Genomic DNA, 24,878 nt, shown 5'->3' on the forward strand with positions numbered 1-24,878 from the left:
GCCGCGAAAGGACGCCCGTGTGACCGACCTTTCGCTCCATGCCGCGACCGAAGACAGGCCCGCCCCGGACGAGGCGAGCCTGCGCGACTTCTGGCAGCTTCTCAAGCCGCGCCTGATGTCCCTGTCGGTGTTCACGGCGCTGGTCGGCATGCTGGTCGCGCCGGGTGGCGTGCATCCGTTCATCGGCGCGACCTCGATCCTGTGGATAGCTGTCGGAGCCGGGGCGTCGGGCGCTCTGAACATGTGGTTCGATGCGGATATCGACCGGGTGATGAAGCGGACCCGCAACCGCCCCATTCCGTCGGGGCGCGTGGCACCGTCGAGCGCTCTGGCGCTGGGGCTGTTTCTGGCAATTGTCTCGGTGGTGATGCTGGACCTGACCGCGAACTGGGTGGCAGCTGCCTGGCTGACCTTCACGATCTTCTTCTATGTTGTCATCTATTCCATGTGGCTCAAGCGGACGACCTCCTGGAACACGGTCATCGGCGGTCTGGCGGGGGCGTTCCCCCCGATGATCGGCTGGGCCGCCGTGACCGGCAACACGCCCATCGAGGCGTGGCTGATGGTGGGTCTGATCTTCATGTGGACGCCGCCGCATTTCTGGGCCCTCGCCCTGTTCGTCAAGACGGACTACCATGCCGCGCGCATTCCGATGCTGACCGTCACGCACGGGCGGGCCGAAACGCGCCGTCAGGCCTGGTTCTGGTCGCTGGGTCTGGCTGTGGTCTCGCTGCTGGCTTCACTGTCGTCCATCGGCGGTCCGATGACATTGGCTGTTGCATTGGTGCTGAACGGGGTTTTCCTGAAGCGCGCCTGGGACATGCGGCATCGCACCGACGCTGACTGTGAAGCCGACGGCCATGCCGTCGAGCGCGGTCTGTTCAAGTGGTCGCTGGTCTATCTTTTCGCACATTTCGCAGTCTTCGTGGCCGAGGCCGCGCTGGGCCCATACGGAGGCTGGTGATGCACCAGGACCACGAACTACACACCCGCCGCAAGGGCCGGAACTTCGGCATTCTAGGCGTACTTCTGTCCTTCGTCGTGCTGATTTTCGGACTGACCGTCGTGAAAATCCAGACCGGCACCTATGCCGAGGCATTCGACCACGTGGTCCGCCCGGAGCTGGTGCCGAGCGAGGCATCCGAATGAGGCGCTGGTGGCGCAATCTGACGGCCAACGGTCGTGTCGTCGCGCTGACGGTTTCCACCGTGATCGGCATGGGCGCGATGGGCTGGGCGGCGGTGCCACTTTATGATCTGTTCTGCAGGGTTACCGGCTTTGGCGGCACGACGGCCCGCGGGGTCGCTTCGTCCGGCGAGGTTCTGGACAAGACGGTTCTGGTGCGTTTCGACGCCAGCCGGGCGCGTGATATGCCGTGGGAATTCAAGCCGGTCCAGAGATCCATGGAGGTGCAGATCGGGGAAACCTACCTGGCCTTCTACGAGGCGACGAACCCGACCGATGAGCCGGTCGCCGGAACCGCCAGCTTTAACGTGGCACCCTATACGGCGGGGCCACATTTCGTGAAGATCGCCTGTTTCTGTTTCGAGGAACAGGTCATCGACCCCGGCGAAACCGTCACGATGCCTGTCACCTTCTATGTCGACCCCGCCATCGTCGACGATCCGGAAGCGAAGGGCATCCCCGAGATCACCCTGTCCTACACCTTTCATGTGACGGACTTGCCTGAAGACTACGCCGCGCTTAACAGCGATCCAACGGCTGCGCAGACCAACTGAGAGGCTTGACCCATGGCCCACGCCAAAAACCACGACTATCATATCCTTCCGCCCTCGATCTGGCCGTTCATCGGTGCTGTTTCGGGCTTCTTCATGCTGATCGGGGCCGTCCTGTGGATGAAGGGCTCCGGCCCATGGCTGTTTGCCGCGGGCTTCGTCGGCATCCTGGGCGTCATGTTCGCGTGGTGGTCGGACGTCATCAAGGAATCGCTGGTCGGCGACCACACACCCGTCGTCCGCATCGGACTGCGGTATGGGTTCATCTTCTTCATCATGTCCGAAGTCATGTTCTTCGCCGCATGGTTCTGGAGCTTCTTCAAACATGCCATCTATCCGATGGGTCCGGACTCGCCCGCAGTTGACGGTGTCTGGCCGCCTGTGGGGATTGAAACCTTCGACCCCTGGCACCTGCCGCTGATCAATACGCTGATCCTGCTGCTCTCGGGCGCGGCGGCGACCTGGGCGCATCACGCGCTGGTTCATGAAAACAACCGGCAGGACATGAAATGGGGCCTGATCCTGGCCATCGCGTTGGGTGCGCTGTTCACGACGTTCCAGATCTATGAATACAGCAACGCGGCCTTCGGTTTCGCCGGGAATATCTATGGCGCGAACTTCTTCATGGCGACGGGCTTCCACGGATTGCACGTTTTCATCGGGACGATCTTCCTCGGGGTCTGCCTGCTGCGCCTTCAGGCCGGGCACTTCACGCCCGCCAAGCATATCGGCTTCGAAGCTGCGGTCTGGTACTGGCACTTCGTCGACGTGGTCTGGCTGTTCCTGTTTGCTGCCGTCTACGTCTGGGGCGGCTGACCGTCTGACACGTCGATATGGTTCAACGACGGCGCGGGGGTTCCCGCGCCGTCCGCCGTTTGAAAGGTCGATATGCGCCTGATCCTTCCCCTTCTGTTCGGTCTCGCCGGTTTTGTCGTGCTGGCAGCGCTCGGCCTGTGGCAATTGCAGCGGATGGAGTGGAAACAAGGCGCCATCGCCGAAATCGAAGCCAGGATCGGGGCAGATCCCGTCCCGGTTGCCGCCGTTCTCGACCCCGAGACCGATAACTTCCGGCCGGTCATCGTAGAGGGTCGTATTTCCGGTCCGCCGATCCGTGTTCTGGGTGCATGGCGGTCCGCAGGCAGCGGTTTCAAGGTGATCGTGCCGCTGCAAACGGCACAACGGACCTTGATGGTCGATCTTGGTATCGTCCCGCTGGAAACATCGACCGAAGCCCTGCGCGCCCGTCTGCCCGAAGGTCCGATCCGGGTGACCGGCAATCTGAACTGGCCTGACGACCTGAATGCGGGCACGCCGTCCCCCGAAGGCGATATCTGGTATGCCCGCGATGTGCCGACCCTGGCCCCGGTGATGGGAACCGATCCGGTCATGGTGGTCGCGCGCGACGTGACACCGCCCGCCGGACCCACGCCTGTTCCGGTGGGGGTCGAGGGCATTCCCAACAACCACCTGGGATACGCGGTCCAATGGTTCGGATTGGCGCTGGTCTGGCTGGGGATGACACTGTTCCTGCTGTGGCGTATCAGACGCCGCACTCTCTGAAGGTCCGATCGACATGCGCTACATTTCCACCCGTGGTCAGGCCCCCGTCCTGGGGTTCGAGGACACCATGCTGACGGGCCTTGCCCGCGACGGCGGTCTGTATGTCCCCGAGGCATTGCCGACCCTGTCCAAAGGCGACATCGCGGCCCTGGCAGGCCTGCCGTATGAAGAGGTCGCGGTCCGCGTGATGGCGCCCTTCGTGGCCGAAGCCTATGACGAGACGACCTTCGGCGATCTGGTTGAAAAGGCTTATGCCGGGTTCGGTCACGACGCCCGCGCGCCTTTGGTCCAACTGGGTGCGAACCATTACCTGCTTGAACTGTTTCACGGTCCGACGCTGGCGTTCAAGGACTTCGCCATGCAGCTTATCGGCCAGATGTTCCAGCACACGCTGGCGCGGCGCGGCGAGCGGGTGACCATCGTGGGCGCCACGTCCGGCGATACCGGATCGGCGGCGATCGAGGCGTTCCGGGGGTTGGAAGCGGTCGACGTCTTCATCCTGTATCCGCATGGCCGGGTCAGCGAGGTGCAGCGCCGTCAGATGACGACGCCTGACGAAGCGAACGTCCATGCGCTGGCCATCAGCGGCCATTTCGACGACGCGCAGGCCCGCGTGAAGGATATGTTCAACGATTTCGACTTCCGGGATCGGGTGGCGCTGGCGGGGGTCAATTCGATCAACTTTGCCCGCGTTCTGGCGCAGGTCGTCTATTATTTCACCGCCGCGACCGCCCTTGGCGCGCCACACCGCGAGGTCAGCTTCACCGTGCCGACCGGCAATTTCGGCGATATTTTCGCGGGCCATATCGCCAAGCGCATGGGCCTGCCGATCAACAAGCTGGTCGTGGCGACCAACCAGAATGACATTCTGCATCGCTGCCTGACGACCGGCGAATACCGGACAGGCAGGGTCGCACCGTCGATTTCGCCCAGCATGGATATTCAGGTCAGCAGCAATTTCGAACGCGCGCTGCACCTGGCCTATGGCGGCGACGGCGCGGCCATCGCACAACTGATGGAGGAGCTGAAATCCGGTGGCTTCACCGTATCGCAAGGCGCGCTGCAGGCCTTGCAGGAGGTCTATGCCTCCGGTGCCGCCTCCGAGGCCGAGACCAGCGCCGCCATCACCGACATGCTGTCCCGCACCGGCGAATTGCTCTGCCCCCATACCGCCGTCGGCACCCATGTCGCCGAAGCGTATCTCGGGGATACGCCGATGGTGATCCTGGCCACGGCGCACCCCGCCAAGTTTCCCGACGCGGTGGAAGCCGCCACCGGCATCCGGCCGCCGCTGCCGCCCCGGATGGCCGACCTGTTCGACCGTCCCGAGCGGATCACCCCTGTCGATAATGACCTCCACGCCATCGAGGCGATCATTGAAGAGCGTCGCGCATGAGCACTCAACTTCACCGCCTGTCCAATGGCTTTCGCGTCGTCACCGAGCACATGCCGGGCCTGCAATCGGCCAGCGTCGGCATCTGGGTCAGTGCGGGTGGCCGTCACGAGGCCATCGAACAGAATGGCATCGCGCATTTCCTTGAACACATGGCGTTCAAGGGCACGGCGCAGCGCAGCGCGCTGGATATCGCCGAACAGATCGAGGATGTCGGCGGCTATATCAATGCCTATACCTCGCGCGAGGTGACGGCCTTTTATGCCCGCGTTCTGAAGGATGATGTCGCTCTGGCTGCGGAACTGATCGCCGACATCGTACTGAACCCGACTTTCGATCCCCGAGAGATCGAGATCGAGCGCGGCGTCATCCTGCAGGAAATCGGGCAGGCGCTGGACACGCCCGATGACATCATCTTCGACTGGCTGCAGGAAGCGGCCTATCCCGCGCAGCCCATGGGTCGCACGATATTGGGACCGAGCGAGCGAGTGTCGGCCTTCGACCGTACCGATCTTCAGACCTTCACGGCACAGAATTACGGCCCCGGCCAGATGATTCTCGCCGCTGCCGGGGCGGTCGATCACGATGCGCTGTGCCGCATGGCCGAAGACCTGTTCGGCCATCTGCCCGCACGCCCGCAGGCCGTGCCGCAGGCCAGCTTGTTCAAGGGCGGCGAATTCCGCCAGATCCGCGATCTGGAACAGGCGCATCTGGCATTGGGCTTCGATCAGCCGGGGTATCGCGACGACGCCATCTATGCGGCGCAGATCTTCGCCGGTGCGATGGGCGGCGGCATGTCGTCCCGCCTGTTTCAGGAAGCGCGGGAAAAGCGCGGTCTGTGCTATACGATCTTTGCCAGCATCGGTGCCTATTCCGACGCCGGGATGCTGACGGTTTACGCCGGCACCGGGGCCGAGGATGTAGGGGATCTGGCGCGCCTGACCATCGACGAGTTGAAGCGCTCGGCTGAAGACATGACCGAAGTCGAGGTCGCCCGTGCCCGCGCGCAGATGAAATCCGGTATGCTGATGGGACTGGAGTCGCCGTCCAGCCGGGCCGAACGTCTGGCCCGCGTCGTGGCCGTCTGGGACCGGGTGCCGCCGCTGTCGGAAGCCATCGAGAAAATCGATGCGGTGGATGTCGCCATGGTCCGCGCCCATGCCGAGGCGCTGACCGCGACCGTTCCCGCGCTGGCGCTCTATGGTCCGGTCGAGGCCGCCCCGGACGCCGATGTATTGCGCCAAAGGCTGGCCGCGTGATTTTCGGCCCGCTGCGCAAGCCACGTATCCAGACCGAACGCATGGTGCTGCGCTTGCCGCAACATTCCGACTATCGCGACTGGGTCGGCCTGCGCGAAGGTAGCGCCGGGTTCCTGCAACCCTGGGAGCCGGAGTGGGCCTCGGATCACTTGTCCCGCAAAAGCTTCACCAACCGGGTTTACTGGGCCAGCCGCAGCTATGGTCAGGGGTCGGCACTGGCGCTTTTCCTGACGCGCCTGTCCGACGATGCGGTGCTGGGCGCGATCACGCTGGACAATGTGCGGCGCGGGCCCGCGCAATCCGGCACACTGGGCTATTGGATCGGACAGAAACACGCCCGACAGGGCTATATGCGCGAAGCGATCCTGGCCGTCAGCCACCATGCCTTCGCGCGCCTCGACCTCAGCCGTCTGGAAGCCGCCTGTCTGGAAGAAAACATGGCGTCGCGCGGTCTGCTGGAGCGGTCGGGATTCAAATACGAAGGCGTTGCTCAAAGCTATCTTCAGATCGCCGGACGGTGGCGCAATCATGTGCTCTACGCGATGCTGCGATCCGATCGGCGCGGCCGGGCCTGAGCCGACGTCAGGTCCCGACGACGGGCGAAAGCGTCGCACCGGGTTGGCGACGCACAGCCTGAGACCGGATTCGCATATCGTCCGCAATGCGTTCATTGTCAGCACCATCAGGGCGGCGGTGCATTCGGTTGCTTTCATCGGGCGTCCTTGCTTGACTGACTTGCGGCGGGGCAGGTCAGCCGTCCGACAATGGTCAGGCAATCGTCGAAACATGCGTTGCATCTACGGATGGCCCGTCCCTGCTCTGACCGCCAGTCCGAAGGAGAATGCCGATGATTCGCCTGCTTTTCTGTTTCATGCTGCTGCCGGTTGCGGCCATCGCGCAAGATCGACGGCCCAGTCATTGCATCGCCATCGCCGAGGCGCCGGGCGTCGAATACCTGCAATATGCCGCATTTGCCGATCCGCTGGATGACTACGCTGTTCGCCTGAATTACGTCGATCACTCCATGTTCCTGATCGAGACGCAGGGCGGCCTGCGCGCGGTGACGGATTACAACGGATTCATCGGATCGACCCGTTTGCCGGACATCGTGACGATGAACCGCGCGCATATTTCGCATTGGACGCCAACCCCGGACGCCGCCATTCCGTATGTCCTGCCGGGCTGGTCCGAAACCGTGGGCGCGCCGGTCGGCCATTACCTCGATCTGGGCGAGATGCTGGTGCGCTCGGTGTCGACCGACATTCGCAGCAGCGCCGCGGGGGTGGAGCGGAACGGCAATTCCATTTTCGTCTTCGAGGTCGCGGGCCTGTGCATCGGTCATCTGGGGCACCTGCATTTCGAGCCAAGCGCCGAACAATATGCTGCCCTGGGTCGTCTGGATGTGGTCATGGCCCCTGTCGATGGCGGACTGACGGTCGATCTGCCGACCATGATCCGGGTGTTGCAGCGGCTGCGATCGTCTGTTGTGATCCCGATGCACTGGTTCGGACCGGCAAGTCTGGAAGTGTTCATTGCCGGGATGGAAGCCGACTTTGACATCGACCGTCGCGATGAAAGCTTCCTTGAAGTTTCGCTGAACAGTCTGCCAGGCCGCCCGACCGTCGTCGTGCTGCGCCCCTCCTACCTGACGGAGCCGTGATGAAGGATACCCCGACTGAAACGCTGACCACGGCGAAAGGCACCTTTGCCGACGGATTGCGGGACCACCTGCCTGCCGCGGCCTTTCGCGATCTTGAACCACGTTACCTGGAGGAGCCGCGCGGTCGATGGGCCGGGACGGACGGCTTGTTGCTGGCCCCTGCAACCACCGAGGAAGTCGCGATCATTATCAAGGCGGCGCAACAGGCGCGGGTCGCCGTTATCCCTTACGGTGGCGGGACCGGGCTGGTCGGCGGACAGGTCAGCTCCGACCTTCCCGCTCCGGTCATCCTGTCGCTGGAGCGTCTCAACAAGGTCCGCAACGTCGATCCGGTGGAAAATGCGATGACGGTCGAAGCGGGCGTCATCCTGCAACAGGCGCAGGAGGTCGCCGAGGAGGCAGGCCGCCTGTTCCCTCTGACCATCGCATCGCAGGGCAGTGCGCGGATCGGTGGCATCCTGTCGACCAATGCGGGCGGCGTGAACGTCCTGCGCTATGGCAATGCGCGTGATCTGTGTCTGGGTGTCGAGGCCGTCCTGCCCGACGGCAGTATCCTGCAAGGGCTCTCGCCGCTGCGGAAGAACAACACCGGCTATGACCTGCGCCATCTGCTGATCGGAGCAGAGGGAACGCTGGGCGTTATCACGGCAGCGACGCTCAAGCTTATGCCACGGCCGGTTCGGACCGGGGCGGCGATGATGGCGATCCGCGATCCTGCCGCGGCGCTGGATCTTCTGAACATGGCTCGTGACCGGATCGGCGAAGGTGTGTCTGCTTTTGAATTGATCGGACGTATGGGTCTCGATTTTCTGGCGGAGACAATGCCCGAGGTCCGTCTGCCGTTGGGTTGGCCCGAATGGTCGGTCTTGATTGATCTGGGGCTGGGGGCGTCGGGCGACCCGGCGGCGGCATTGGAAGGGTTGTTCGAGGCGGCGTTCGATGCGGGTCTGGTGACCGACGGTGTGATTGCGCAATCCGAAGGCCAGCGGCACGACTTCTGGACGGTGCGCGAATCGATCCCCGAGGCCAACCGCCGGATCGGATCGATCAGCAGCCATGACATTTCGGTTCCGATTGCATCAATTCCCGATTTCATCCGCGACGGCACCGGCGTGATTGCAAAGATCGGCGATTTCCGCATCAACTGCTTCGGCCATGTCGGCGACGGCAACCTGCACTACAATGTCTTTCCGATGCCAGGTCGGTCGCGGTCCGACCACGACGACCAGCGCGATGCGATCAAGACCGCGGTTCATGACCTGACTCATTCCTATGGCGGGTCGGTCAGTGCGGAACACGGCGTCGGACGTTTGAAGGTGGGAGACCTGGAAACCTACGTCGATCCTGCCAAGCTGGCCGCCATGCGCGCGATCAAGGCGGCGCTGGATCCGGCCGGGATCATGAATCCGGGGGCTGTCTTGCGGCGGGCGGGTTGATAGACGGTCCAGCCTGACACGAAATTCTATCGTCCAATCGAAGGCAGAGGCTGCTTCTGGAGCAGTCTGTGACCGAAAGCGATTCCTGAACAGAACCTGCCTGCGAATCGTTTTAACCTGTGTGAATAAGAGCATTGAAGCAGTCTGCAGCAGGGTCGCACGGTCCAAAGGTCGTGTTAACCTATTGCTGACAGGGTGAATTTACGAAAGTTCAAGCCTGAATGAGAGTGCGCCCTGTCGGGGGGGACAGGGCGCATTTTGGGGGAATGGGTGGTGTCTGCTAAACTCCACACTTCGAGATTGCGCCCAAATCGTTAACAAAGTGTTTACGCCGGTCGAAATCTGCCTCTGCGTCCTATTTTCCGTCGAAATCGCACAACGTATGGATCGGCATTCCCATGTCTTCCAGCACGGCGCGCCCGCCCAGGTCCGGCAAGTCCACGACGAAAGCGCAGCCGATGATCTCGGCACCCAAACGCTCCAGCAGCGCGATCCCCGCCTTGGCGGTGCCCCCGGTCGCAAGCAGGTCATCGACCATCAACACCCGCGCACCCGGTTGCAGCGCGTCGCGGTGCACTTCGACTGTCGCGGTGCCGTATTCCAGCGCATACTCCTGCTCATGGGTCGCGGCCGGCAGCTTACCTTTCTTGCGGATCGGAACGAAACCGGAGCCCAGCTGATGCGCCACTGCCCCGCCCAGAATGAAGCCCCGCGCCTCCAACCCTGCCACGACGTCGATCTTCTCCCCGGTGAACGGTGCCACCAGCTGATCGACACACAGCCGCATGCCGCGTGCGTCGGCGAACAGGGTCGTCACATCACGAAACAGGATTCCCTTGTGCGGGAAATCCGGGATGGTGCGGATATAATCTCGGACGGTCTTATTCTGCATGAACTCAACTTTCTTCGGAGTCGGCGGCGGCGGCGATGCCGGTCGGGGCATCCTGATGGGTTGCGCCTGTCGTCTTGGTCGACGGCACAACGGTTGCGGGTGAATAGTGGCGACGCAGGGCCATGGCATCCTGGCCTTCCAGCCGGACGACGGAGTTGCTGTCCTCGGAGAACAGCGACCGGCGATAGGCAGGACTGCGGATATCGGTCATCAGGCCGAGGCCCTGGACGACCTCCTCCAGCAGGACCGAGGCGATTTCCCGTCGACGGGCCTTGACGCTGACAGCGATCAAGGCCTCGCGGATCATACCGTTGCGGACCCGCAGCGCGACACGGCCCAAAGGCAGAACGGCACCGTCCAGGTCGGGGACGCCCGTGTCTTTCATCACCTCGCCCGGCGGGGTGGCCACGACATGAACCTCGATATCCGCAGGACCGTCCGACCGCGTTATCGTGACCCCGATATCGAGTGCGTTGATCTGCGCCACGGCCTCGTCCAGCCCGCGTTCGTAAAGCGCGCGCTGCCAATCCTGCAGCGCGTCGGTCACCGACGCCAGCGTTACGGTCAGGTGGTCTCGTTTGGCATCGGGCCAGCGCAGGAACGGCTTGCGGCATTGCCCTCCCGGTCGCGCCGCACAGGCGACCGCCCGATAGAAGTCGTCGTCATCCAGCGGGCCCGCGATCTCCACGAACTCCTGCGCCGACAACACGCCGGGCAGCGCCAGGAAAAGTGCCACAAGTTTCACAGAACCCGCCCCGCTATGGTCTTCATGCGGTAAACCATGGCCGGATCGCGCATGTCAGGCGCGGTCATGATCGCGTGGTCCAGCGCATGATCGCAGCCTTCGGAACAGGCGGCATCGGTCAGCAGGCCGGGCAGGGCCGCAACCATTTCGGCGGCCCGCCCGACGTTTCCTTGCAGCGTTCTCAGGATGTCGGTGATCTGGACGCTGCCATGATCGGGGTGCCAACTGTCGAAATCGGTGATCATTGCTACGCTGGCATAATGCAGTTCCGCTTCGCGGGCCAACCGGGCTTCAGGCATGTTGGTCATGCCGATGACGTCGCAGCCCCATTCGCGATACAGACGGCTTTCCGCCACGGTCGAGAATTGCGGCCCCTCCATCGCCAGATAGGTTCCGCCTTCGTGGACCGTGGCCCCCGCACCGCGCGCGGCATCGGCGCAGGCAGCGGACAACAGGGGGCACACCGGATGCGCGATGGACACATGCGCGACAAGGCCGGGACCGAAAAACGATGCCGCGCGCTGCACGGTCCGGTCGATGAACTGATCGACGATGACAAAATCACCCGGTGCCATGTCGTCACGGAACGATCCGGTGGCCGAGACAGACACAAGATGCGTGACCCCGGCCGCCTTCATCGCAGCGATATTGGCGCGATAGGGCACCGAGGAGGGCGTATGGACATGCCCCCGCCCGTGGCGCGGCAGAAATACCATCGCTGTGCCGTCCAGCATACCGTGCAGGAGCGCATCGGACGGCGCCCCCCACGGTGTATCCAGCGCCCGCCATTCGGCATTCTGCAAGCCATCGACCTGATAAAGGCCCGATCCTCCGATGATCCCGATGACCGCCATGCGTCACTCCTTGTTGGTTCGGGGCAACTTAGCAGCGCGGGGGCCGGGGGGAAGGGATCAATCGCTGCCGCGCAGGCCGGGGGCTGTCCCCAGCGGTAAAACCCTGCTAGGCGGCGACCAAACCTTACCTTCACGAAAGACCTTACCCTTGAGCAGCTCCCTGCTGGCAAGATTTGCCGACCGTTTCGATGGGCCCGATCTGCGAGTCGCGCCGACCTCTGTCCTGTCCGCCTCCGTCCTGCGGGTCGAGGTGCTGGCCGGCCTGACCGTGGCGCTGGCCCTGGTGCCCGAAGCCGTGGCCTTTGCCTTCGTCGCCGGAGTCGCGCCGCTGGTGGGCCTTTACGCGGCCTTCATCGTTGGTCTGATCACCGCGCTGATCGGAGGGCGTCCCGGCATGATTTCGGGGGCCACGGGTGCCCTGGCCGTTGTCATGGTCAGCCTCGTCGCGGCCTACCCGCCGGGCGTCGGGGTGCAATACCTGTTCCTGACCGTGATCCTGATGGGTCTGATCCAGATTTTCGTGGGCATCATGCGCTGGGGCAAGTTCATCCGCCTTGTGCCGCACCCCGTCATGCTGGGCTTTGTGAACGGACTGGCCATCGTGATCGGCAAGTCGCAGATCGACTTTTTCAAGACCGCCGATGGCACGTGGATGCCGACCGGGCAACTTGTGATGGTGCTGGCGTTGGTGTCACTGACCATGGTGGTGATCTGGGGCCTGCCCAAGTTGACCCACGCCATACCGGCGCCACTGGCCGGTATTGGTATCACCGCCACTGTCGTCATCGCATTCGGTCTGCCGGTGCCCAACGTGGGTGATCTGGCGTCGATTGCGGGCGGCCTGCCGACATTCGGTCTGCCCGATGTGCCGCTGAACTACGATACGCTGACGGTGATCCTGCCCTATGCAGTGATTCTTGCCGCCATCGGATTGATCGAGTCGCTGCTGACCCTGAACCTCGTGGGGGAAATCACCGGCCAGCGTGGCGGCGCGTCGCAGGAATGTATCGCCCAGGGTGCGGCCAATACCGTGACCGGCTTCTTCGGCGGCATGGGCGGCTGCGCGATGATCGGACAGTCGATGATCAACGTGAAGTCCGGCGGGCGCACGCGCATCTCGGGTGTGGCGGCGGCGCTGTTCCTTTTGACCTTCATCCTGGTGGCCAGCCCGCTGATCGAGGTGATCCCGCTGGCGGCACTGGTCGGCGTCATGTTCATGGTGGTGATCGGGACGTTTGCGTGGAACTCGATCAAGATCCTGGCGATCGTGCCGCGCATCGACGCTGCCGTCATCATCCTGGTGACGATCGTGACGGTGATGACCGACCTCGCCATCGCGGTTGTCGTGGGCGTTATCGTCTCGGCACTGGCCTACGCCTGGCAGAACGCGACCCGTATTCATGCCAAGGCGCACGTCACGCCCGAAGGTGCGAAGGTCTATGCGGTGCAAGGACCTCTGTTCTTCGGATCGGCCACCGGCTTCATCGAGATGTTCGACCCCGCCAATGACCCGTCGGTCGTGATTGTCGATTTCGCGGACAGCCGGGTCGCCGACCAGTCCGCGTTGCAGGCCATCGAAGCCGTCGCCGCCAAATACGAAGCTGCGGGCAAGTCGATCCAACTGCGTCACCTGACCCGCGATTGCCACAAACTTCTGACCCGCGCGGGCCACCTGATGGTCGATAGCGACGACGATCCGGATTACGCTGTCGCCGCCAACTATAGCGTGCGGACGGGCATTCTGGGCGGCCACTAGCCACCAGCGCGAACGGCGGTCAGCCCGCCGCGAGCGCCTTTCGCAGTCCGGGCAGGTCGATGAACGGAAAGTTGGTCGCAAGACGTGCTTCCAGCGCGTCCCACGAAATCGCTGCGTGTTTGCCGCCGGCATCGGCGGTGATCTGCGCGCTGTCGTGATCGGTCATCTTCACGGCAAAGAAACCGGGCGGGCCGTAATCCGCGACCGCGTGCCATCGCTTGCCGATGCCGAAATGACCGAAACTGAAAATGGTGGAATCGCCCGCGCGGCGGGGCGGCAGCAAGGCAGCCGTTCCGACCGAGTGAAAGGGCAATTCGAGCTCATAGGCCTGCGGCGGCTGATCGTCATAGAAGGTCGCCACCAGCCCTTTGGGCATGGTGAAGGAGAACGCCTTGAATTCGGAAAACGCGGCAGTCACGGCCTGCAACCGCTCGACATACACGTTGGACAGGCAATCGTCGTCGTCGATGCGGAACTGAACCGTCCGGCCATCCGTGTTCCCGATGGTTTTCTCGACTTCTGCGACGGTTGGGAGCATTGCGGTGTTCACGTCGTTCAGGGACGAAATCTCGACCGTGATACGCGGATCACTGGCGCAGATGTCGCGCAGCCGGTCCAGCCAGCGTTGCGGCATCACGTCCGAGGTCAGCACGATCAAATGCCAGTCCGGACAGGTCTGCGCCTTCAGCGATGCCAGCAACAGGTTCTCAAAGGTCCAGAACCGCCGGGTCAGCCGCGCCTCATCATACAGCATCGACGCCGTTTCCGCCCGCAATGCGTCATCGCCGTCGTGGCCGCGCCAGGCGACCCAGTCGCCGCGCCCGACGAAGGAAAAGCGGCACAGGCCGATGACCGGTCGCATCAGACCTCCGGCCGAATGAGGGGGAACACTTCGCGGATAACGGAATAATCCTGATATCCCAATCGGGTCAGCGGGTTGTAGCGTGTCACGTCGAACAGGCCGTCTGTCAGACAATCGTCGCGAATATGCACGCCCGACACCTGGCCGAAAACGACGAGATTGGCCTCTCCGGGCAGTGTCGTGATCTGCGTGACTTTGCATTCCAGCGATGCCGGGGCAGTCGCCACACGCGGGCAGTCGATCGTATCACACTCCGCTTTCACGATGTCGGCCAGGGTAAACTCATCCGTCCCCGCCGGATGTGCGCCGGAAGTGACGTTCATGGCGTTGCGCATCGCATATTCCACGATGTTCACGCAAAACACGCCCGTCTCGCGCAGTTGCGCCATGCTGTCCTTGGTGCCGTCGCGGTCGGGTTTCGCGCTGGTCGAGGCGAACATGACCTGCGGCGGGACGTAAGCCACCGCATTGAAGAACGAATACGGGGCCAGGTTATCGCCAGTGTCCCCCCGCGTGCTGATCCAGCCGATCGGGCGGGGTGACACGATGGCGTTGAACGGGTTGTGCGGCAGGCCGTGGCCGTCTTCAGGGCGATAGAACATTAGGTCTCCGGGGCTTGTGCCTTCTAAGGACTAGCGGCCCGGCATTCGAAACGCCACAAAGACCCGAATGGAATTGCACCGCGAAACCGACGCCGACACCTGGGAGGTGGAGGCCCTGCTCGACACCTGTTTCGCGCCGGGTCGGACGGCGTTGTCATCGTATCGTCTGCGCGACGACGTGCCGCCCGCCCGCGATCTGTGTCTGGTGGCGCGGGGCCGCGCGGGCGAGGTCGCCGGGTCGATCCGCTTCTGGCCGGTGCGCGTCGGCACGCATGACGCCATGCTGCTGGGCCCCATCGCCATCCACCCGACCAGGCAGGGCGAGGGGCTGGGGGCCTATCTGATCCAGTCCGGACTGGACCGGGCGTCGGGCGCGGGCGTGAAGCGCATTCTGCTGGTCGGCGACGCGCCCTATTACGGGCGGTTCGGGTTCCGGCGATTGACCGGCGTCACGATGCCACCGCCGACCAACCCCGACCGCGTACTGGGCATCTGGGATTGGGACGGCGTGACTGGCGATGTGACGAAGGCCGCATGGCCGGGGACTTGCCCTTATGACACTTCGACCCCAGATCATCTGCCATGACCGACAGTATCGCACCGCCGAAAAAGCCCCAGATCTTTCCGCCCCTCGACCGCGAGGCCGAGCTTGATCGACTTGCGGCAAGAATGCGGGCGGCGTCGGGAGTTGGTCTGCAAGTCCTGGGCCTGATCGGGACGCAGGCCGAAAATTTGATCGAGATGTTGCCTGCCCAGGTCCGGTCTGGCCTTGAACGGGCCACCGCCGCCGCCTTGGAGCAGTCGTTCAACGCCGCCGCCGCGACCCGCAGGGGACGTATCGCCGACGCGCCCGACTGGCTGACCCGTGCCATCGCCATAGGCACGGGCGCTGCGGGCGGCTTCGGGGGGCTGCCATCGGCGCTGGCGGAATTGCCGGTAACGACGACCATTATCCTGCGCGCGATCCAGACAATCGCCGACGAACATGGCATGGACCCGGCCTTGCCGGACGTGCGCGCCGCCTGTCTGCGCGTCTTCGCCGCTGCCGGACCGCTGGACAACGACGATGGTGTCGACCTCAGCTTCCTGACGATGCGCCTGACCGTCACCGGCAGTGCGGTCCATGGGCTGATTGCCAAGGTCGCCCCGCGTCTGGCTGTGCCGCTGGGGCAGAAACTGGCAGCGCAGGCCGTCCCGGTCATCGGGGCCGCCGCAGGGGCCGCGACGAACTATGTCTTCACCAGCTATTACCAGGACGTTGCCCGTGTGCAGTTCGGCCTGATGCGGCTGGGCGCGCAGACGGGCGAGGATATGGATGTGCTGACGGCGGACCTGCGCAAACGCCTGACTTGACGGTGTGACGAAACCAGACGGCTCTTTGCCGTGTTGAGGACACAAGCGTATTGCCGGAGATATCCAATGCCCGAGTCCAAAACATTGTTCATTACCGGTGCATCCTCCGGCATCGGCGCGCAAACCGCGCGGCAGGCCGTCGCCGCCGGGTGGAATGTCGGGCTGTTCGCGCGCTCTGAAGACAAGATCGCCAAGCTGGCAGAGGAGTTGGGCGACCGCACACTGGCATTGCCAGGGGATGTCGCCGACAGAAACGCGCAGGCCGCCGCGCTGGACCGGCTGACAGGCAAATTCGGCGGCATAGACGCGGCCTTCGCGAATGCGGGCACAGGTGTAACCGCATCGGGCACGGAAGGCGGAGACCCTGCCGAATGGCATGATATGATCCATGCGAATGTCATGGGTGTTTTGTATACTGCGCACGCCGCGCTGCCGTATCTGCGCAAGCGCAAGGGGCATTTTGTCGTGACCGGATCTGCGGCGGGCCGGAGGCACATCAAAGGGTCGATTTACGGCGCGGCTAAGTGGTTTGTCCACGGGTTCGCGGGTAACCTTGCCGAGGAAATGTCGGAGTGGGGCGGGCGTTGCACCGTTGTGGCCCCCGGCATGGTCGATACGGAATTCTTCGATGAACCGGACGACAGTCGCCTGCACCCCTCGGACGTGGCGGATGCCGTGATGCATGCGCTGGATGCCCCCGCACGGGCCGATGTGCGCGAGATTTTCCTGATGCCGAACCGCAACGCAGGCTAATCCTGCGGCGGGGGCGTCATTTCCAGAAACGCCTCCAGCGCCTCCAGATCCACACTATCGAATTGTCCGAAGCCCTGCATCCAGACGCTTGCACTCCGCAGCGCATCGGGGTCCAGTTTACACCAGACGACGCGACCGCGGCGTTCCTGCTGGATCAGTCCCGCGCGCGCAAGCACGGTCAGATGCTTGCTGACCCCCGCCAGCGAGATCGCGAGCGGGGCCGCCACATCCGTGACCGCCATGTCGTCTTCCAGAAGCATGGCAAGGATCGTGCGTCGCGTCGGGTCGGCCAGCGCCGCGAAGACCGGGGACAGGGTGTCTGACATAAGCGCAGGGGTGCATCCGGCAGCATGGGCCGTCAAGAACGTTTAACCGACAGGTTGAATGTCTGGTCAGGCGCAAACAGGCGGATTTCGGCAAAAAATGAACAGATTAAATTATTGATTTAACTATAGAATTCATTCCGTTGACTCGGTGGCCGCAGCCCCGTAGACCGCCTCCGACTTCCATGGGGTTTCCCGATGTCCGACGATACCGACGCCGACCGTCTGCGCGCCCTTGAGGCGAAGCTGGCGGCAAAGCGCCCGGTTCAGGCCAAAGACCACATGGAGGAGCATTATTCCCAGGCTCAACTGGCCTGGCGGATGGTGATCGAGCTGGTGGCGGGCCTGGGGATCGGGTTCGGGATCGGTTACGGACTGGATTATCTTCTGGGCACAACGCCCTGGCTGATGATCGTGTTCGTGCTTCTGGGCTTTGCGGCCGGTGTGAAGACGATGATCAGCTCCGCGCGCGAAATACAGGGCCGGTTCGATGCCGAAGCCGCCCTTAAACAACCGGGCGCAGGTGCGCCGAACGATGGGGACGACTGAGGTGAGCATTCTTGTATTCTTCGCGGTGGTCATCGTCGCATTGATTGTCATTTCAGTGCTTTTCAGTGTGGAGGGTGAAAGCGAATTGGCCTTCCACCCGATGGATCAGTTCATGATCAAGCCGCTGTTCGGGGAATACGGCGATCCGGTTTACTGGTACACGGTTACCAACCTGACGTTCTGGATGGCCCTGGCGGTGCTCTGCGTCGTGCTGATGTTCGTTCTGGGCACCCGTGGCCGTGCCATCGTGCCGGGCCGGTCGCAATCGGTGGCCGAGCTGACATATGGCTTCGTCTTCAAGATGGTCGAGGATGTAACCGGTAAAGAGGCCGTCAAGTTCTTCCCCTACATCTTCACGCTGTTTCTGTTCATCCTGTTCGCCAACTTCGTTGCGCTGATCCCCACGTCGGCGTCGCCGACCAGCCAGATTACCGTGACCGCCTTTCTGGCGCTTGCCGTCTTCCTGACGGTGACCGTGGTAGGCTTCGTCAAGAACGGCATGAAGTTTCTGGGACTGTTCTGGGTCAGCTCCGCGCCGCTCGCACTGCGTCCGATATTGGCGATCATCGAGCTGATTTCGTACTTCGTGCGTCCGGTCAGCCATTCCATTCGATTGGCAGGCAACATCATGGCCGGTCACGCGGTTATCAAGGTTTTCGCGGGCTTTGCCGCGATCACGGCCATCGCGCCGGTCTCGGTCCTGGCGATCACCGCCATCTTCGGGCTCGAGGTGCTGGTCGCCTTCATTCAGGCCTACGTCTTTACCATCCTCACATGCGTTTACCTCAAGGACGCATTGCACCCGTCGCACTGACGGGCCGCACACCTCATCTTCCAGAAATTCCATCGTAAGGAGAAATCATATGGAACTCGAAGCCGCTTCCGCCCTGGGTCAATTTGCCGGTGCCGGTCTGGCCGCCATCGGCTCGGGCCTGGCCGCCATCGGTGTGGGCAATGTCGCCGGGAACTTCCTGGCCGGTGCCCTGCGCAACCCTTCGGCTGCCAACGCGCAGACCGCGACGCTTTTCATCGGCATCGCCTTTGCCGAGGCTCTGGGCATCTTCGCCTTCCTCGTCTCGCTGCTTCTGATGTTCGCCGTCTAAGACCGGCAATGCTAAGATCCTTACGATCGGCGGGGGGCACAGGTGCCGCCCGCCGGGACCCCGCGAAGCCCTGGCTTCGCTCCACCGACCTGACGGGACCGGACCATGGCCATCGATACGATTGACCTCGAACTTGCAGGCAGCTGCGTTGATGACGGCGGCAGTGCCATCGGCATGCCGCAGCTGTGCGATGCGTGGTTCGCCAACCAGATCTTCTGGCTGATTGTCGCACTGGTTGCCATCTTCCTGATCCTGACCCGTATCGCCCTGCCGCGCGTCAGCGCCGTTCTGGCAGAACGATCAGGTACGATTTCCAACGACCTTGCCGCCGCCGAAGACCTCAAGCGTCAGGCAACCGAGGCGGAAGCGGCCTATGAAAAGGCCCTCACCGATGCCCGTGCGGAAGCGCAGCGCATTTCGGGCGAAGCACGGGCCGCCATCAAGGCCGACCTGGATGCCGCAATCGCCGTGGCCGACGAGAAAATCGGCGCCAAAGCTGCCGAGAGCGAAAAGCAGATCACCGAGATTCGCGCGGGTGCCGCTGCCAGCGTCGCCCAGGTGGCGCGTGATGTTGCCTCCGAAATCGTCACCGCGCTGGGTGGCAAAGCCGATGCCGCGACCGTCAATGCCGCCGTCGACGCCCGTGTGAAGGGGAACTGAATAATGCGCTTTATCCTGCCTCTCGCCCTTTTGTCCGCGACGCCTGCCTTCGCTGCGCCCGGCTCATTTTTCAGTCTTGAGAACACCGATTTCATCGTTGTTCTGGGCTTCCTGGTTTTCATCGCGATCCTGTTGTATTTCAAGATCCCCTCGATGTTGACGGGCATGTTGGACGACCGCTCCAAGGGTATTCGCAACGATCTTGACGAAGCCCGTGCCCTGCGTGACGAAGCCCAGGCGCTGCTGGCATCCTACGAACGCAAGACCCGCGATGCCCGTGATCAGGCCGACCAGATCCTGGCCACCGCCAAGGCCGAGGCGACCGCCGCAGGCGATCAGGCCAAGATCGACCTGCAGACCTCGGTGGCGCGCCGGATGGCCGCCGCCGAAGATCAGATTGAAAGCGCACAGAACGCCGCCGTGCGCGAAGTTCGTGATACCGCCATTACGGTTGCCATCGCAGCCGCCGGTGAAGTCGTCGCCAAACAGATGTCTGCCGCTGAAGCCAACACGCTGATCGACCAGTCCATCGATACGGTCGCCGCCAAGCTGCATTGATCTCCGATCATCAGTCCACCGAACATCGGGCGTCCCAAGGCGGGCGCCCTTTTTCGTTCTCAAGCCGCGCATGAACGGCTGGCAACACATGGATCGCGCCGCACTCGACGATGCCTATGCCAACGCCGCCTATATCGACGGCGCTGCTGACTATCCGCTCCGCTGGCAAGCCGAAGCCGCCGCCTTCCGCGTCCGCGTCCGTGCCGATCTGGACATCGCCTATGCCGACCTGCCGGGCGCGGCCTTCGACCTGTTCCATCCTGAACGCCCGGCCAAGGGCCTCGTGGTCTTCGTGCACGGTGGCTATTGGCGGGCCTTCGGAAAGTCAGACTGGTCGCACTTCGCGGAAGGCGCGCTGATCCGCGATCACGCCGTCGCCGTCATCGGCTATCCGCTGGCCCCAACCGTTCGCCTCGCCGACATCACCCGTCTGGTCGCGAAAGCCATCTACTGCGCTGCCGCTCGCATCGACGGCCCGATCCGGCTGACTGGGCACAGCGCCGGGGGCCACCTTGTCGCCCGCGCTGTCATGGCCGACGCCACGCCGACCTGTGCCGGGCGTATCGCCACCTGCGTGCCCATCAGCCCGGTCGCCGACCTGCGCCCCCTGGTGGCGCTGACCCTGAACGACGACCTGCGCCTCGATATGGCCGAAGCTGCCGCCGAAAGCCCCATCTTCGGCCAGCCGATCCAGGGTCCGAAGGTCACGATCCATGTTGGCGTGTCCGAACGTCCCGCTTTCCTCTGGCAGGCCGGGGCCCTGGCCGCCGCATGGACAGTTCCGCTGCGACAAATGCCAGCGCGCCACCATTTCGATGTCATCGACGACCTGCGCAATCCGGACTCCGCCCTGATGGCCGATCTCCTTGCCTGATCTGTCCTTGCTCGGAACATATTCCCTCCGGAGGCTCTGCCGTCAGGTTCCGCGCGGTTTCGCCCGCGTTGTGGGCACCGCGATGGTCGGGTCCTCCGGCCAGGGATGTCGCGGATACTGCCCACGCATGTCCTTGCGCACATCGGCGTAAGCCCCGGCCCAGAAGCCCGGCAGGTCCTGCGTGACCGCTAGGGTGCGTTGCGCGGGCGACAGCAGTTCCATTCGCAGGGCGGTCTGTCCGACGTGCGGGTGCCGCGTTTCGCCGAAGACTTCCTGCAGGCGCAGCGATATCGTTGGTATGTCGGGGCCATAGTCGATCGGCACCCTGCGTCCCAGCGGCGACCGGTAATGTGCCGGGGCAATGTCCTCCAGCCGCCGCGCATCCTCCCATCCAAGCCAGCCCTGCAACGCGTCGAACGGATCCAGCCGCCCAAGATCTTCCGCATCGCGGACCCCGTCCAGCATTGGCAACAGCCAGTCTTCCAATTCGTTCAACAGGGCCGCGTCGGACACGTCGCGCAGCCCCGCCGCCGCGATCCGTGAACGGTAAAGTCGGGCGCGCCGCGTCCAGTTCAGGCAAGCCAGTCCCAAGGCCCGCACCCCGTCCAGCACGGCTGCGGCGACCTTGTCGGGCGGCGCATCCGTCCAGGGTCGATCGTCCAGAGCGATGGCACCCAGACGCTCCTGCCGCCGGGCCTCGACCCGCCGATGCCGGGTCGACCAGTGACACAGATTGATCCAGCCGATGCGATCCCCCAGAACCGCGCGCAACTCCGCTTCGGTGATCGACAGCGCGCGCCGCACACGGGCTTCTGTCGGATCGCCATCCAGATCGCAGGCTACGATCAGCCGCGCCCCGGACAATACGTCGCCGATCTGCATCCTGGCGCCCTTGCCGCCCGACAAAAGCCAGCGCGGCGCATCTCCGGCGCGCCGCAAGCCGACCCGGTCTGGATAGGCCAGTGCCAGCCGCTGCGCATCGGACAGCGACGGTCCCGCCTCGAACCGGCGCAATCGTCTGGCCTCCGCCCGCGCTTCGCGGGACGGTGCGCGCAAGACATCGGTCAGATCAACCGATCCGGGGGGCATCCGCACCGACAGCACCCCGGCGACATTCGCGGCCCCCCCACCGCCGTTCAGCACCATATGCCCCAGCCGCGGATGCAGCGGCAGACGGGACAGCGCACGGCCATGGCCGGTGATGCGCCCCTCGTTCAGCGCCCCCAGGTCCGTCAGCAGGACCCGCGCCTCGGCCAGTGCGCCCTCGGGAGGGGGCGTCAGAAACGCAAGATCGTGTTCGATCGCACCGCCTCCGCCCCAGACGGCCAGTTCCAGCGCCAGTCCGGCCAGATCGGCATTGGCGATTTCCGGGCCGGGAAAGGCGTGCATCCCGCCCTCTTCGCCGCGCGTCCAGTTGGCAAAGGCCAGACCCGCTGCGACCCGCCCGGCACGGCCCGCCCGCTGCGTGGCCTCGGCGCGCGTGACACGTTCCGTCACCAGCCGGGACATGCCCGATGCCGCGTCGAACCGGGCGCGCCGGGCAAGCCCGCCGTCGACCACCACGCGCACGCCTTCGATGGTCAGCGAGGTTTCGGCGATGGATGTGGCCAGCACGACACGACGGCGCGGACCGGGCAGGATCGCGGCCTGCTGTTCGGCGAAGGGCAGCGCGCCGTACAGGGGACGCACATCGGCGGCGATACCGGACAGCAGCGCGGCACAGCGGCGGATTTCGCCCTCGCCGGGCAGGAAGGCCAGCACGTCGCCGTCGCTCGCAGTCATGGCCTCTGCTATCAACGCAGCGACCTGCGCCTCGAAGGGCTGCCCCGCGACAGGAGGGCGATCCCGCCAGCGCCGTTCGACCGGGAAGCTGCGTCCGTCGGACGTCACGACCGGCGCGCCCAGCATTTCGGCTACGGGGTCCGCATCCAGCGTGGCCGACATCACCAGAAGCATCAGATCGGGCCGCAACACCTGCCGTGCTTCCCACGCCAGGGCCAGCCCCAGGTCGCCGTTCAGCGAGCGTTCGTGGAATTCGTCAAAGATCAGCGCGCCAACGCCAGGCAACTCCGGATCGGACTGGATCATCCGGGTCAGGATGCCTTCGGTCACGACCTCGATCCGGGTGGCCCTCGACACCTGCGACGCGCCGCGCATCCGGTAGCCGACGGTCTGCCCTGCGGCCTCGCCCAGCGTCTCGGCCATGCGGGCGGCGGCGGCACGGGTCGCCAGCCGTCGCGGCTCCAACAGGATGATCCGACCTTCGACTAGGGGCAGCATCGCCAAGGGCACGCGGGTCGTCTTGCCTGCCCCCGGAGGAGCCTGAAGAACCGCAACGCCTCGTGCCGACAGCGCCGCCAGAAGCTCTGGCAGCACCTCTTCGATGGGCAGATCGCTGAACAAGTCGGGCCTCCCGTGGCGCGGATGACGCTTCCCTACGGCATTGCGCGCGGCGCTTGCAAACCCACGACGCGCCGGGCATCCCGAACCCCATGACCACGCATGACCCGTTGCACGACCCGATCCTGTCCGGCGACCGCCGGGCACTGGCCCGCGCGATTACGCTGGTCGAAAGCACACGCCCCGATCATCGGGAACGGGCCGCCGCCCTGCTGGACGGATTGCGCGACACAGGACGCGAAGCGTTGCGCATCGGCCTGTCCGGCACACCCGGTGTCGGCAAATCGACCTTCGTCGAAGCATTCGGTCTGATGCTGACGGGGCAGGGCAAGCGGGTCGCTGTCCTGGCGGTCGATCCCAGCAGCGCGCGCACCGGCGGGTCCATTCTGGGCGACAAGACGCGGATGGAACATCTGAGCCGTGACGCGAACGCCTTCATCCGCCCATCCCCTGCCGCCAGCCACCTGGGCGGTGTCGCACGCCGTTCCCGCGAGGCGGTGGCCCTGTGCGAGGCGGCGGGGTTTGACATCGTGTTGATCGAAACCGTCGGCGTCGGTCAGTCCGAAACCATGGTGGCGCAAATCTCGGACCTGTTCGTTCTGTTGCTGGCACCCGCGGGCGGGGACGAGTTGCAGGGGGTCAAGCGCGGCATCATGGAAATCGCCGACTTGATTCTGGTCAACAAGGCCGATGGCGACCTGAAATCTACGGCCACCCGGACTGTCGCCGATTACGCGGGTGCCTTGCGGCTGCTTCGCAAGCGCCCGAACGACCCCGAAGGGTTTCCCAGGGCGATGGCCGTCTCTGCCCTCGAATCATCGGGATTGGCGGATGCATGGGAGCAGATGCAGACGCTGGCCACTTGGCGGCGTGACAACGGCCACTGGGCGACCTGTCGCGCCGAGCAGGCCGCGCACTGGTTCCGCGAAGAAGTTCGCGCCGGTCTGTTGGCCCGTCTGGACACGCCCGAGGTGCGCGCAGACATGACGCGCCTGGCCCGCGACGTCGCCGAAGGCCGCCGTGCCGCCCGCGCCGCCGCACGCGATCTGCTGGACGATCTGGGAATCTGATACCGCGCAGGGACACCGAACCCGATGTTCCGCCTTGACGCCCCTGTCCCTTAAGCCTATCACGCCGCGACTGCGGGGCCGTCTGATCGGCCCTGCACCTGTTTTTATGAACCCTTAAACCCGAGGTGGCCCATGTCGCGCGTTTGCGAACTCACCGGAAAAGGCCCGATGTCGGGCAACAATGTCAGCCACGCGAATAACAGAACGCGTCGCCGGTTCCTGCCCAACCTGAACGACGTGTCGCTTCAGTCCGAAACGCTGGGTCGCAGCTTCAAGCTGCGCATCTCGGCGGCCGCGCTGCGCACCGTCGATCACCGTGGCGGTCTGGACGCTTTCCTTGCCAAGGAAAAGGACGTCAACCTGTCCGACCGGGCGCTTAAGATCAAGAAGGACATCGCCAAGTCTTCCGACACGGCGGCTGCACTGGAAGCCTGATCTTTGTCAGATATGTGAATCGGGGGCCTTTGGGCCCCCTTTTTT

29 protein-coding genes are annotated in these 24,878 nt (G+C 64.1%); 22 read left to right on the top strand and 7 right to left on the bottom strand.

The window, feature by feature from the left end:
* Positions 1 to 19: 19 nt before the first annotated feature.
* From cyoE to BMY38_RS05445, 10 genes are all read left to right on the top strand, one after another.
* The gene (gene cyoE / locus BMY38_RS05400) at positions 20 to 964 is read left to right on the top strand and encodes a heme o synthase (RefSeq protein ID WP_092760446.1); all 945 of its coding nucleotides are present in this window, start codon (positions 20 to 22) and stop codon (positions 962 to 964) included.
* Positions 964 to 1,149 (top strand): cytochrome c oxidase system small membrane protein, encoded by a 186-nt coding sequence (locus BMY38_RS05405; protein ID WP_342707737.1) that lies wholly within the window; start codon positions 964 to 966, stop codon positions 1,147 to 1,149. Before cyoE ends, BMY38_RS05405 begins: the two co-directional genes overlap by 1 nt.
* Positions 1,146 to 1,739 (top strand): cytochrome c oxidase assembly protein, encoded by a 594-nt coding sequence (locus tag BMY38_RS05410; RefSeq protein WP_092760448.1) that lies wholly within the window; start codon positions 1,146 to 1,148, stop codon positions 1,737 to 1,739. Before BMY38_RS05405 ends, BMY38_RS05410 begins: the two co-directional genes overlap by 4 nt.
* A 12-nt stretch (positions 1,740 to 1,751) precedes the next feature.
* A complete protein-coding gene (locus BMY38_RS05415) occupies positions 1,752 to 2,552 on the top strand; it encodes a cytochrome c oxidase subunit 3 (protein WP_092760450.1) in 801 nt (266 codons plus the stop codon).
* A gap of 72 nt (positions 2,553 to 2,624) precedes the next feature.
* Positions 2,625 to 3,296: an SURF1 family protein gene (locus BMY38_RS05420; RefSeq protein WP_092760452.1), complete on the top strand. Its 672-nt coding sequence runs from the start codon at positions 2,625 to 2,627 to the stop codon at positions 3,294 to 3,296.
* A gap of 13 nt (positions 3,297 to 3,309) precedes the next feature.
* Complete coding sequence (thrC, locus tag BMY38_RS05425) at positions 3,310 to 4,692, top strand: threonine synthase (RefSeq protein ID WP_092760454.1); 1,383 nt, start codon at positions 3,310 to 3,312, stop codon at positions 4,690 to 4,692.
* Positions 4,689 to 5,948, top strand: coding sequence for a M16 family metallopeptidase (locus tag BMY38_RS05430; protein WP_092760456.1), 1,260 nt, complete (start codon positions 4,689 to 4,691; stop codon positions 5,946 to 5,948). The genes thrC and BMY38_RS05430 overlap by 4 nt, the downstream gene beginning before the upstream one ends.
* Positions 5,948 to 6,523 carry a GNAT family N-acetyltransferase gene (locus BMY38_RS05435; protein WP_175495795.1) on the top strand — a complete coding sequence of 192 codons (576 nt, stop codon included), beginning with the start codon at positions 5,948 to 5,950 and terminating at the stop codon, positions 6,521 to 6,523. The genes BMY38_RS05430 and BMY38_RS05435 overlap by 1 nt, the downstream gene beginning before the upstream one ends.
* A gap of 272 nt (positions 6,524 to 6,795) precedes the next feature.
* Positions 6,796 to 7,608 carry an MBL fold metallo-hydrolase gene (locus tag BMY38_RS05440; RefSeq protein ID WP_092760460.1) on the top strand — a complete coding sequence of 271 codons (813 nt, stop codon included), beginning with the start codon at positions 6,796 to 6,798 and terminating at the stop codon, positions 7,606 to 7,608.
* The gene (locus BMY38_RS05445; RefSeq protein ID WP_092760462.1) at positions 7,608 to 9,044 is read left to right on the top strand and encodes an FAD-binding oxidoreductase; all 1,437 of its coding nucleotides are present in this window, start codon (positions 7,608 to 7,610) and stop codon (positions 9,042 to 9,044) included. Before BMY38_RS05440 ends, BMY38_RS05445 begins: the two co-directional genes overlap by 1 nt.
* A 355-nt stretch (positions 9,045 to 9,399) precedes the next feature.
* Here the strand turns inward: BMY38_RS05445 and BMY38_RS05450 are convergent, their stop codons facing one another.
* The 3 genes from BMY38_RS05450 to BMY38_RS05460 are packed head-to-tail and all read right to left on the bottom strand — an operon-like array spanning position 9,400 to position 11,535.
* Positions 9,400 to 9,936 carry an adenine phosphoribosyltransferase gene (locus tag BMY38_RS05450; RefSeq protein WP_092760464.1) on the bottom strand — a complete coding sequence of 179 codons (537 nt, stop codon included), beginning with the start codon at positions 9,934 to 9,936 and terminating at the stop codon, positions 9,400 to 9,402.
* 4 nt (positions 9,937 to 9,940) lie between these two features.
* The gene (locus BMY38_RS05455; RefSeq protein ID WP_092760466.1) at positions 9,941 to 10,681 is read right to left on the bottom strand and encodes a DUF2927 domain-containing protein; all 741 of its coding nucleotides are present in this window, start codon (positions 10,679 to 10,681) and stop codon (positions 9,941 to 9,943) included.
* Positions 10,678 to 11,535, bottom strand: coding sequence for an S-methyl-5'-thioadenosine phosphorylase (locus BMY38_RS05460; protein ID WP_092760468.1), 858 nt, complete (start codon positions 11,533 to 11,535; stop codon positions 10,678 to 10,680). Before BMY38_RS05460 ends, BMY38_RS05455 begins: the two co-directional genes overlap by 4 nt.
* 148 nt (positions 11,536 to 11,683) lie before the next feature.
* Here BMY38_RS05460 and BMY38_RS05465 point away from each other — a divergent pair, with 148 nt between their 5' ends.
* The gene (locus BMY38_RS05465) at positions 11,684 to 13,291 is read left to right on the top strand and encodes a SulP family inorganic anion transporter (RefSeq protein ID WP_424338268.1); all 1,608 of its coding nucleotides are present in this window, start codon (positions 11,684 to 11,686) and stop codon (positions 13,289 to 13,291) included.
* 19 nt (positions 13,292 to 13,310) lie between these two features.
* Here BMY38_RS05465 and BMY38_RS05470 read toward each other — a convergent pair whose 3' ends face one another.
* Together BMY38_RS05470 and BMY38_RS05475 are read right to left on the bottom strand one after the other, a co-directional pair.
* A complete protein-coding gene (locus BMY38_RS05470; protein WP_092760472.1) occupies positions 13,311 to 14,153 on the bottom strand; it encodes a glycosyltransferase in 843 nt (280 codons plus the stop codon).
* Positions 14,153 to 14,755 (bottom strand): flavin reductase family protein, encoded by a 603-nt coding sequence (locus BMY38_RS05475; RefSeq protein ID WP_092760474.1) that lies wholly within the window; start codon positions 14,753 to 14,755, stop codon positions 14,153 to 14,155. Before BMY38_RS05475 ends, BMY38_RS05470 begins: the two co-directional genes overlap by 1 nt.
* Before the next feature lie 67 nt (positions 14,756 to 14,822).
* On the opposite strand from BMY38_RS05475, the gene BMY38_RS05480 reads away from it, so the two are divergent.
* The 3 genes from BMY38_RS05480 to BMY38_RS05490 all read left to right on the top strand — a co-directional run bounded on the left by BMY38_RS05480 (position 14,823) and on the right by BMY38_RS05490 (position 16,861).
* The gene (locus BMY38_RS05480; protein WP_092760476.1) at positions 14,823 to 15,341 is read left to right on the top strand and encodes a GNAT family N-acetyltransferase; all 519 of its coding nucleotides are present in this window, start codon (positions 14,823 to 14,825) and stop codon (positions 15,339 to 15,341) included.
* Complete coding sequence (locus tag BMY38_RS05485) at positions 15,338 to 16,108, top strand: EcsC family protein (RefSeq protein WP_092760478.1); 771 nt, start codon at positions 15,338 to 15,340, stop codon at positions 16,106 to 16,108. The genes BMY38_RS05480 and BMY38_RS05485 overlap by 4 nt, the downstream gene beginning before the upstream one ends.
* A gap of 66 nt (positions 16,109 to 16,174) precedes the next feature.
* Positions 16,175 to 16,861, top strand: a complete 687-nt coding sequence (locus BMY38_RS05490) for an SDR family oxidoreductase (RefSeq protein ID WP_092760480.1) — start codon at positions 16,175 to 16,177, stop codon at positions 16,859 to 16,861.
* Here BMY38_RS05490 and BMY38_RS05495 read toward each other — a convergent pair.
* Entirely contained in the window at positions 16,858 to 17,187 is a 330-nt protein-coding gene (locus tag BMY38_RS05495; RefSeq protein ID WP_092760482.1) for an ArsR/SmtB family transcription factor, read from the bottom strand. The genes BMY38_RS05490 and BMY38_RS05495 overlap by 4 nt on opposite strands.
* A 195-nt stretch (positions 17,188 to 17,382) precedes the next feature.
* Here BMY38_RS05495 and BMY38_RS05500 point away from each other — a divergent pair, with 195 nt between their 5' ends.
* From BMY38_RS05500 to BMY38_RS05525, 6 genes are all read left to right on the top strand, one after another.
* Positions 17,383 to 17,733: an AtpZ/AtpI family protein gene (locus tag BMY38_RS05500; RefSeq protein WP_092760484.1), complete on the top strand. Its 351-nt coding sequence runs from the start codon at positions 17,383 to 17,385 to the stop codon at positions 17,731 to 17,733.
* Between the two features lies 1 nt (position 17,734).
* Positions 17,735 to 18,547 carry a F0F1 ATP synthase subunit A gene (locus BMY38_RS05505; protein ID WP_092761243.1) on the top strand — a complete coding sequence of 271 codons (813 nt, stop codon included), beginning with the start codon at positions 17,735 to 17,737 and terminating at the stop codon, positions 18,545 to 18,547.
* Between the two features lie 49 nt (positions 18,548 to 18,596).
* Entirely contained in the window at positions 18,597 to 18,836 is a 240-nt protein-coding gene (locus BMY38_RS05510; protein ID WP_092760486.1) for a F0F1 ATP synthase subunit C, read from the top strand.
* A gap of 105 nt (positions 18,837 to 18,941) precedes the next feature.
* A complete protein-coding gene (locus BMY38_RS05515) occupies positions 18,942 to 19,496 on the top strand; it encodes a F0F1 ATP synthase subunit B' (RefSeq protein WP_092760488.1) in 555 nt (184 codons plus the stop codon).
* Positions 19,497 to 19,499: 3 nt separating this feature from the next.
* The gene (locus BMY38_RS05520; protein WP_092760490.1) at positions 19,500 to 20,054 is read left to right on the top strand and encodes a F0F1 ATP synthase subunit B; all 555 of its coding nucleotides are present in this window, start codon (positions 19,500 to 19,502) and stop codon (positions 20,052 to 20,054) included.
* A 70-nt stretch (positions 20,055 to 20,124) separates the two neighbouring features.
* Entirely contained in the window at positions 20,125 to 20,928 is an 804-nt protein-coding gene (locus tag BMY38_RS05525) for a hormone-sensitive lipase (RefSeq protein WP_245737502.1), read from the top strand.
* Positions 20,929 to 20,970: 42 nt separating this feature from the next.
* On the opposite strand, the gene hrpB is transcribed toward BMY38_RS05525, so the two are convergent.
* Positions 20,971 to 23,331: an ATP-dependent helicase HrpB gene (hrpB, locus tag BMY38_RS05530; protein WP_092760494.1), complete on the bottom strand. Its 2,361-nt coding sequence runs from the start codon at positions 23,329 to 23,331 to the stop codon at positions 20,971 to 20,973.
* Positions 23,332 to 23,420: 89 nt separating this feature from the next.
* On the opposite strand from hrpB, the gene meaB reads away from it, so the two are divergent.
* Both meaB and rpmB read left to right on the top strand, forming a co-directional pair.
* The gene (meaB, locus tag BMY38_RS05535) at positions 23,421 to 24,398 is read left to right on the top strand and encodes a methylmalonyl Co-A mutase-associated GTPase MeaB (protein ID WP_092760496.1); all 978 of its coding nucleotides are present in this window, start codon (positions 23,421 to 23,423) and stop codon (positions 24,396 to 24,398) included.
* 132 nt (positions 24,399 to 24,530) lie between these two features.
* Positions 24,531 to 24,833: a 50S ribosomal protein L28 gene (gene rpmB, locus BMY38_RS05540; protein ID WP_092760498.1), complete on the top strand. Its 303-nt coding sequence runs from the start codon at positions 24,531 to 24,533 to the stop codon at positions 24,831 to 24,833.
* The last annotated feature ends 45 nt before the right edge of the window (positions 24,834 to 24,878 follow it).

It is taken from the genome of Jannaschia helgolandensis (assembly GCF_900109285.1).
Lineage (GTDB): Bacteria > Pseudomonadota > Alphaproteobacteria > Rhodobacterales > Rhodobacteraceae > Jannaschia > Jannaschia helgolandensis.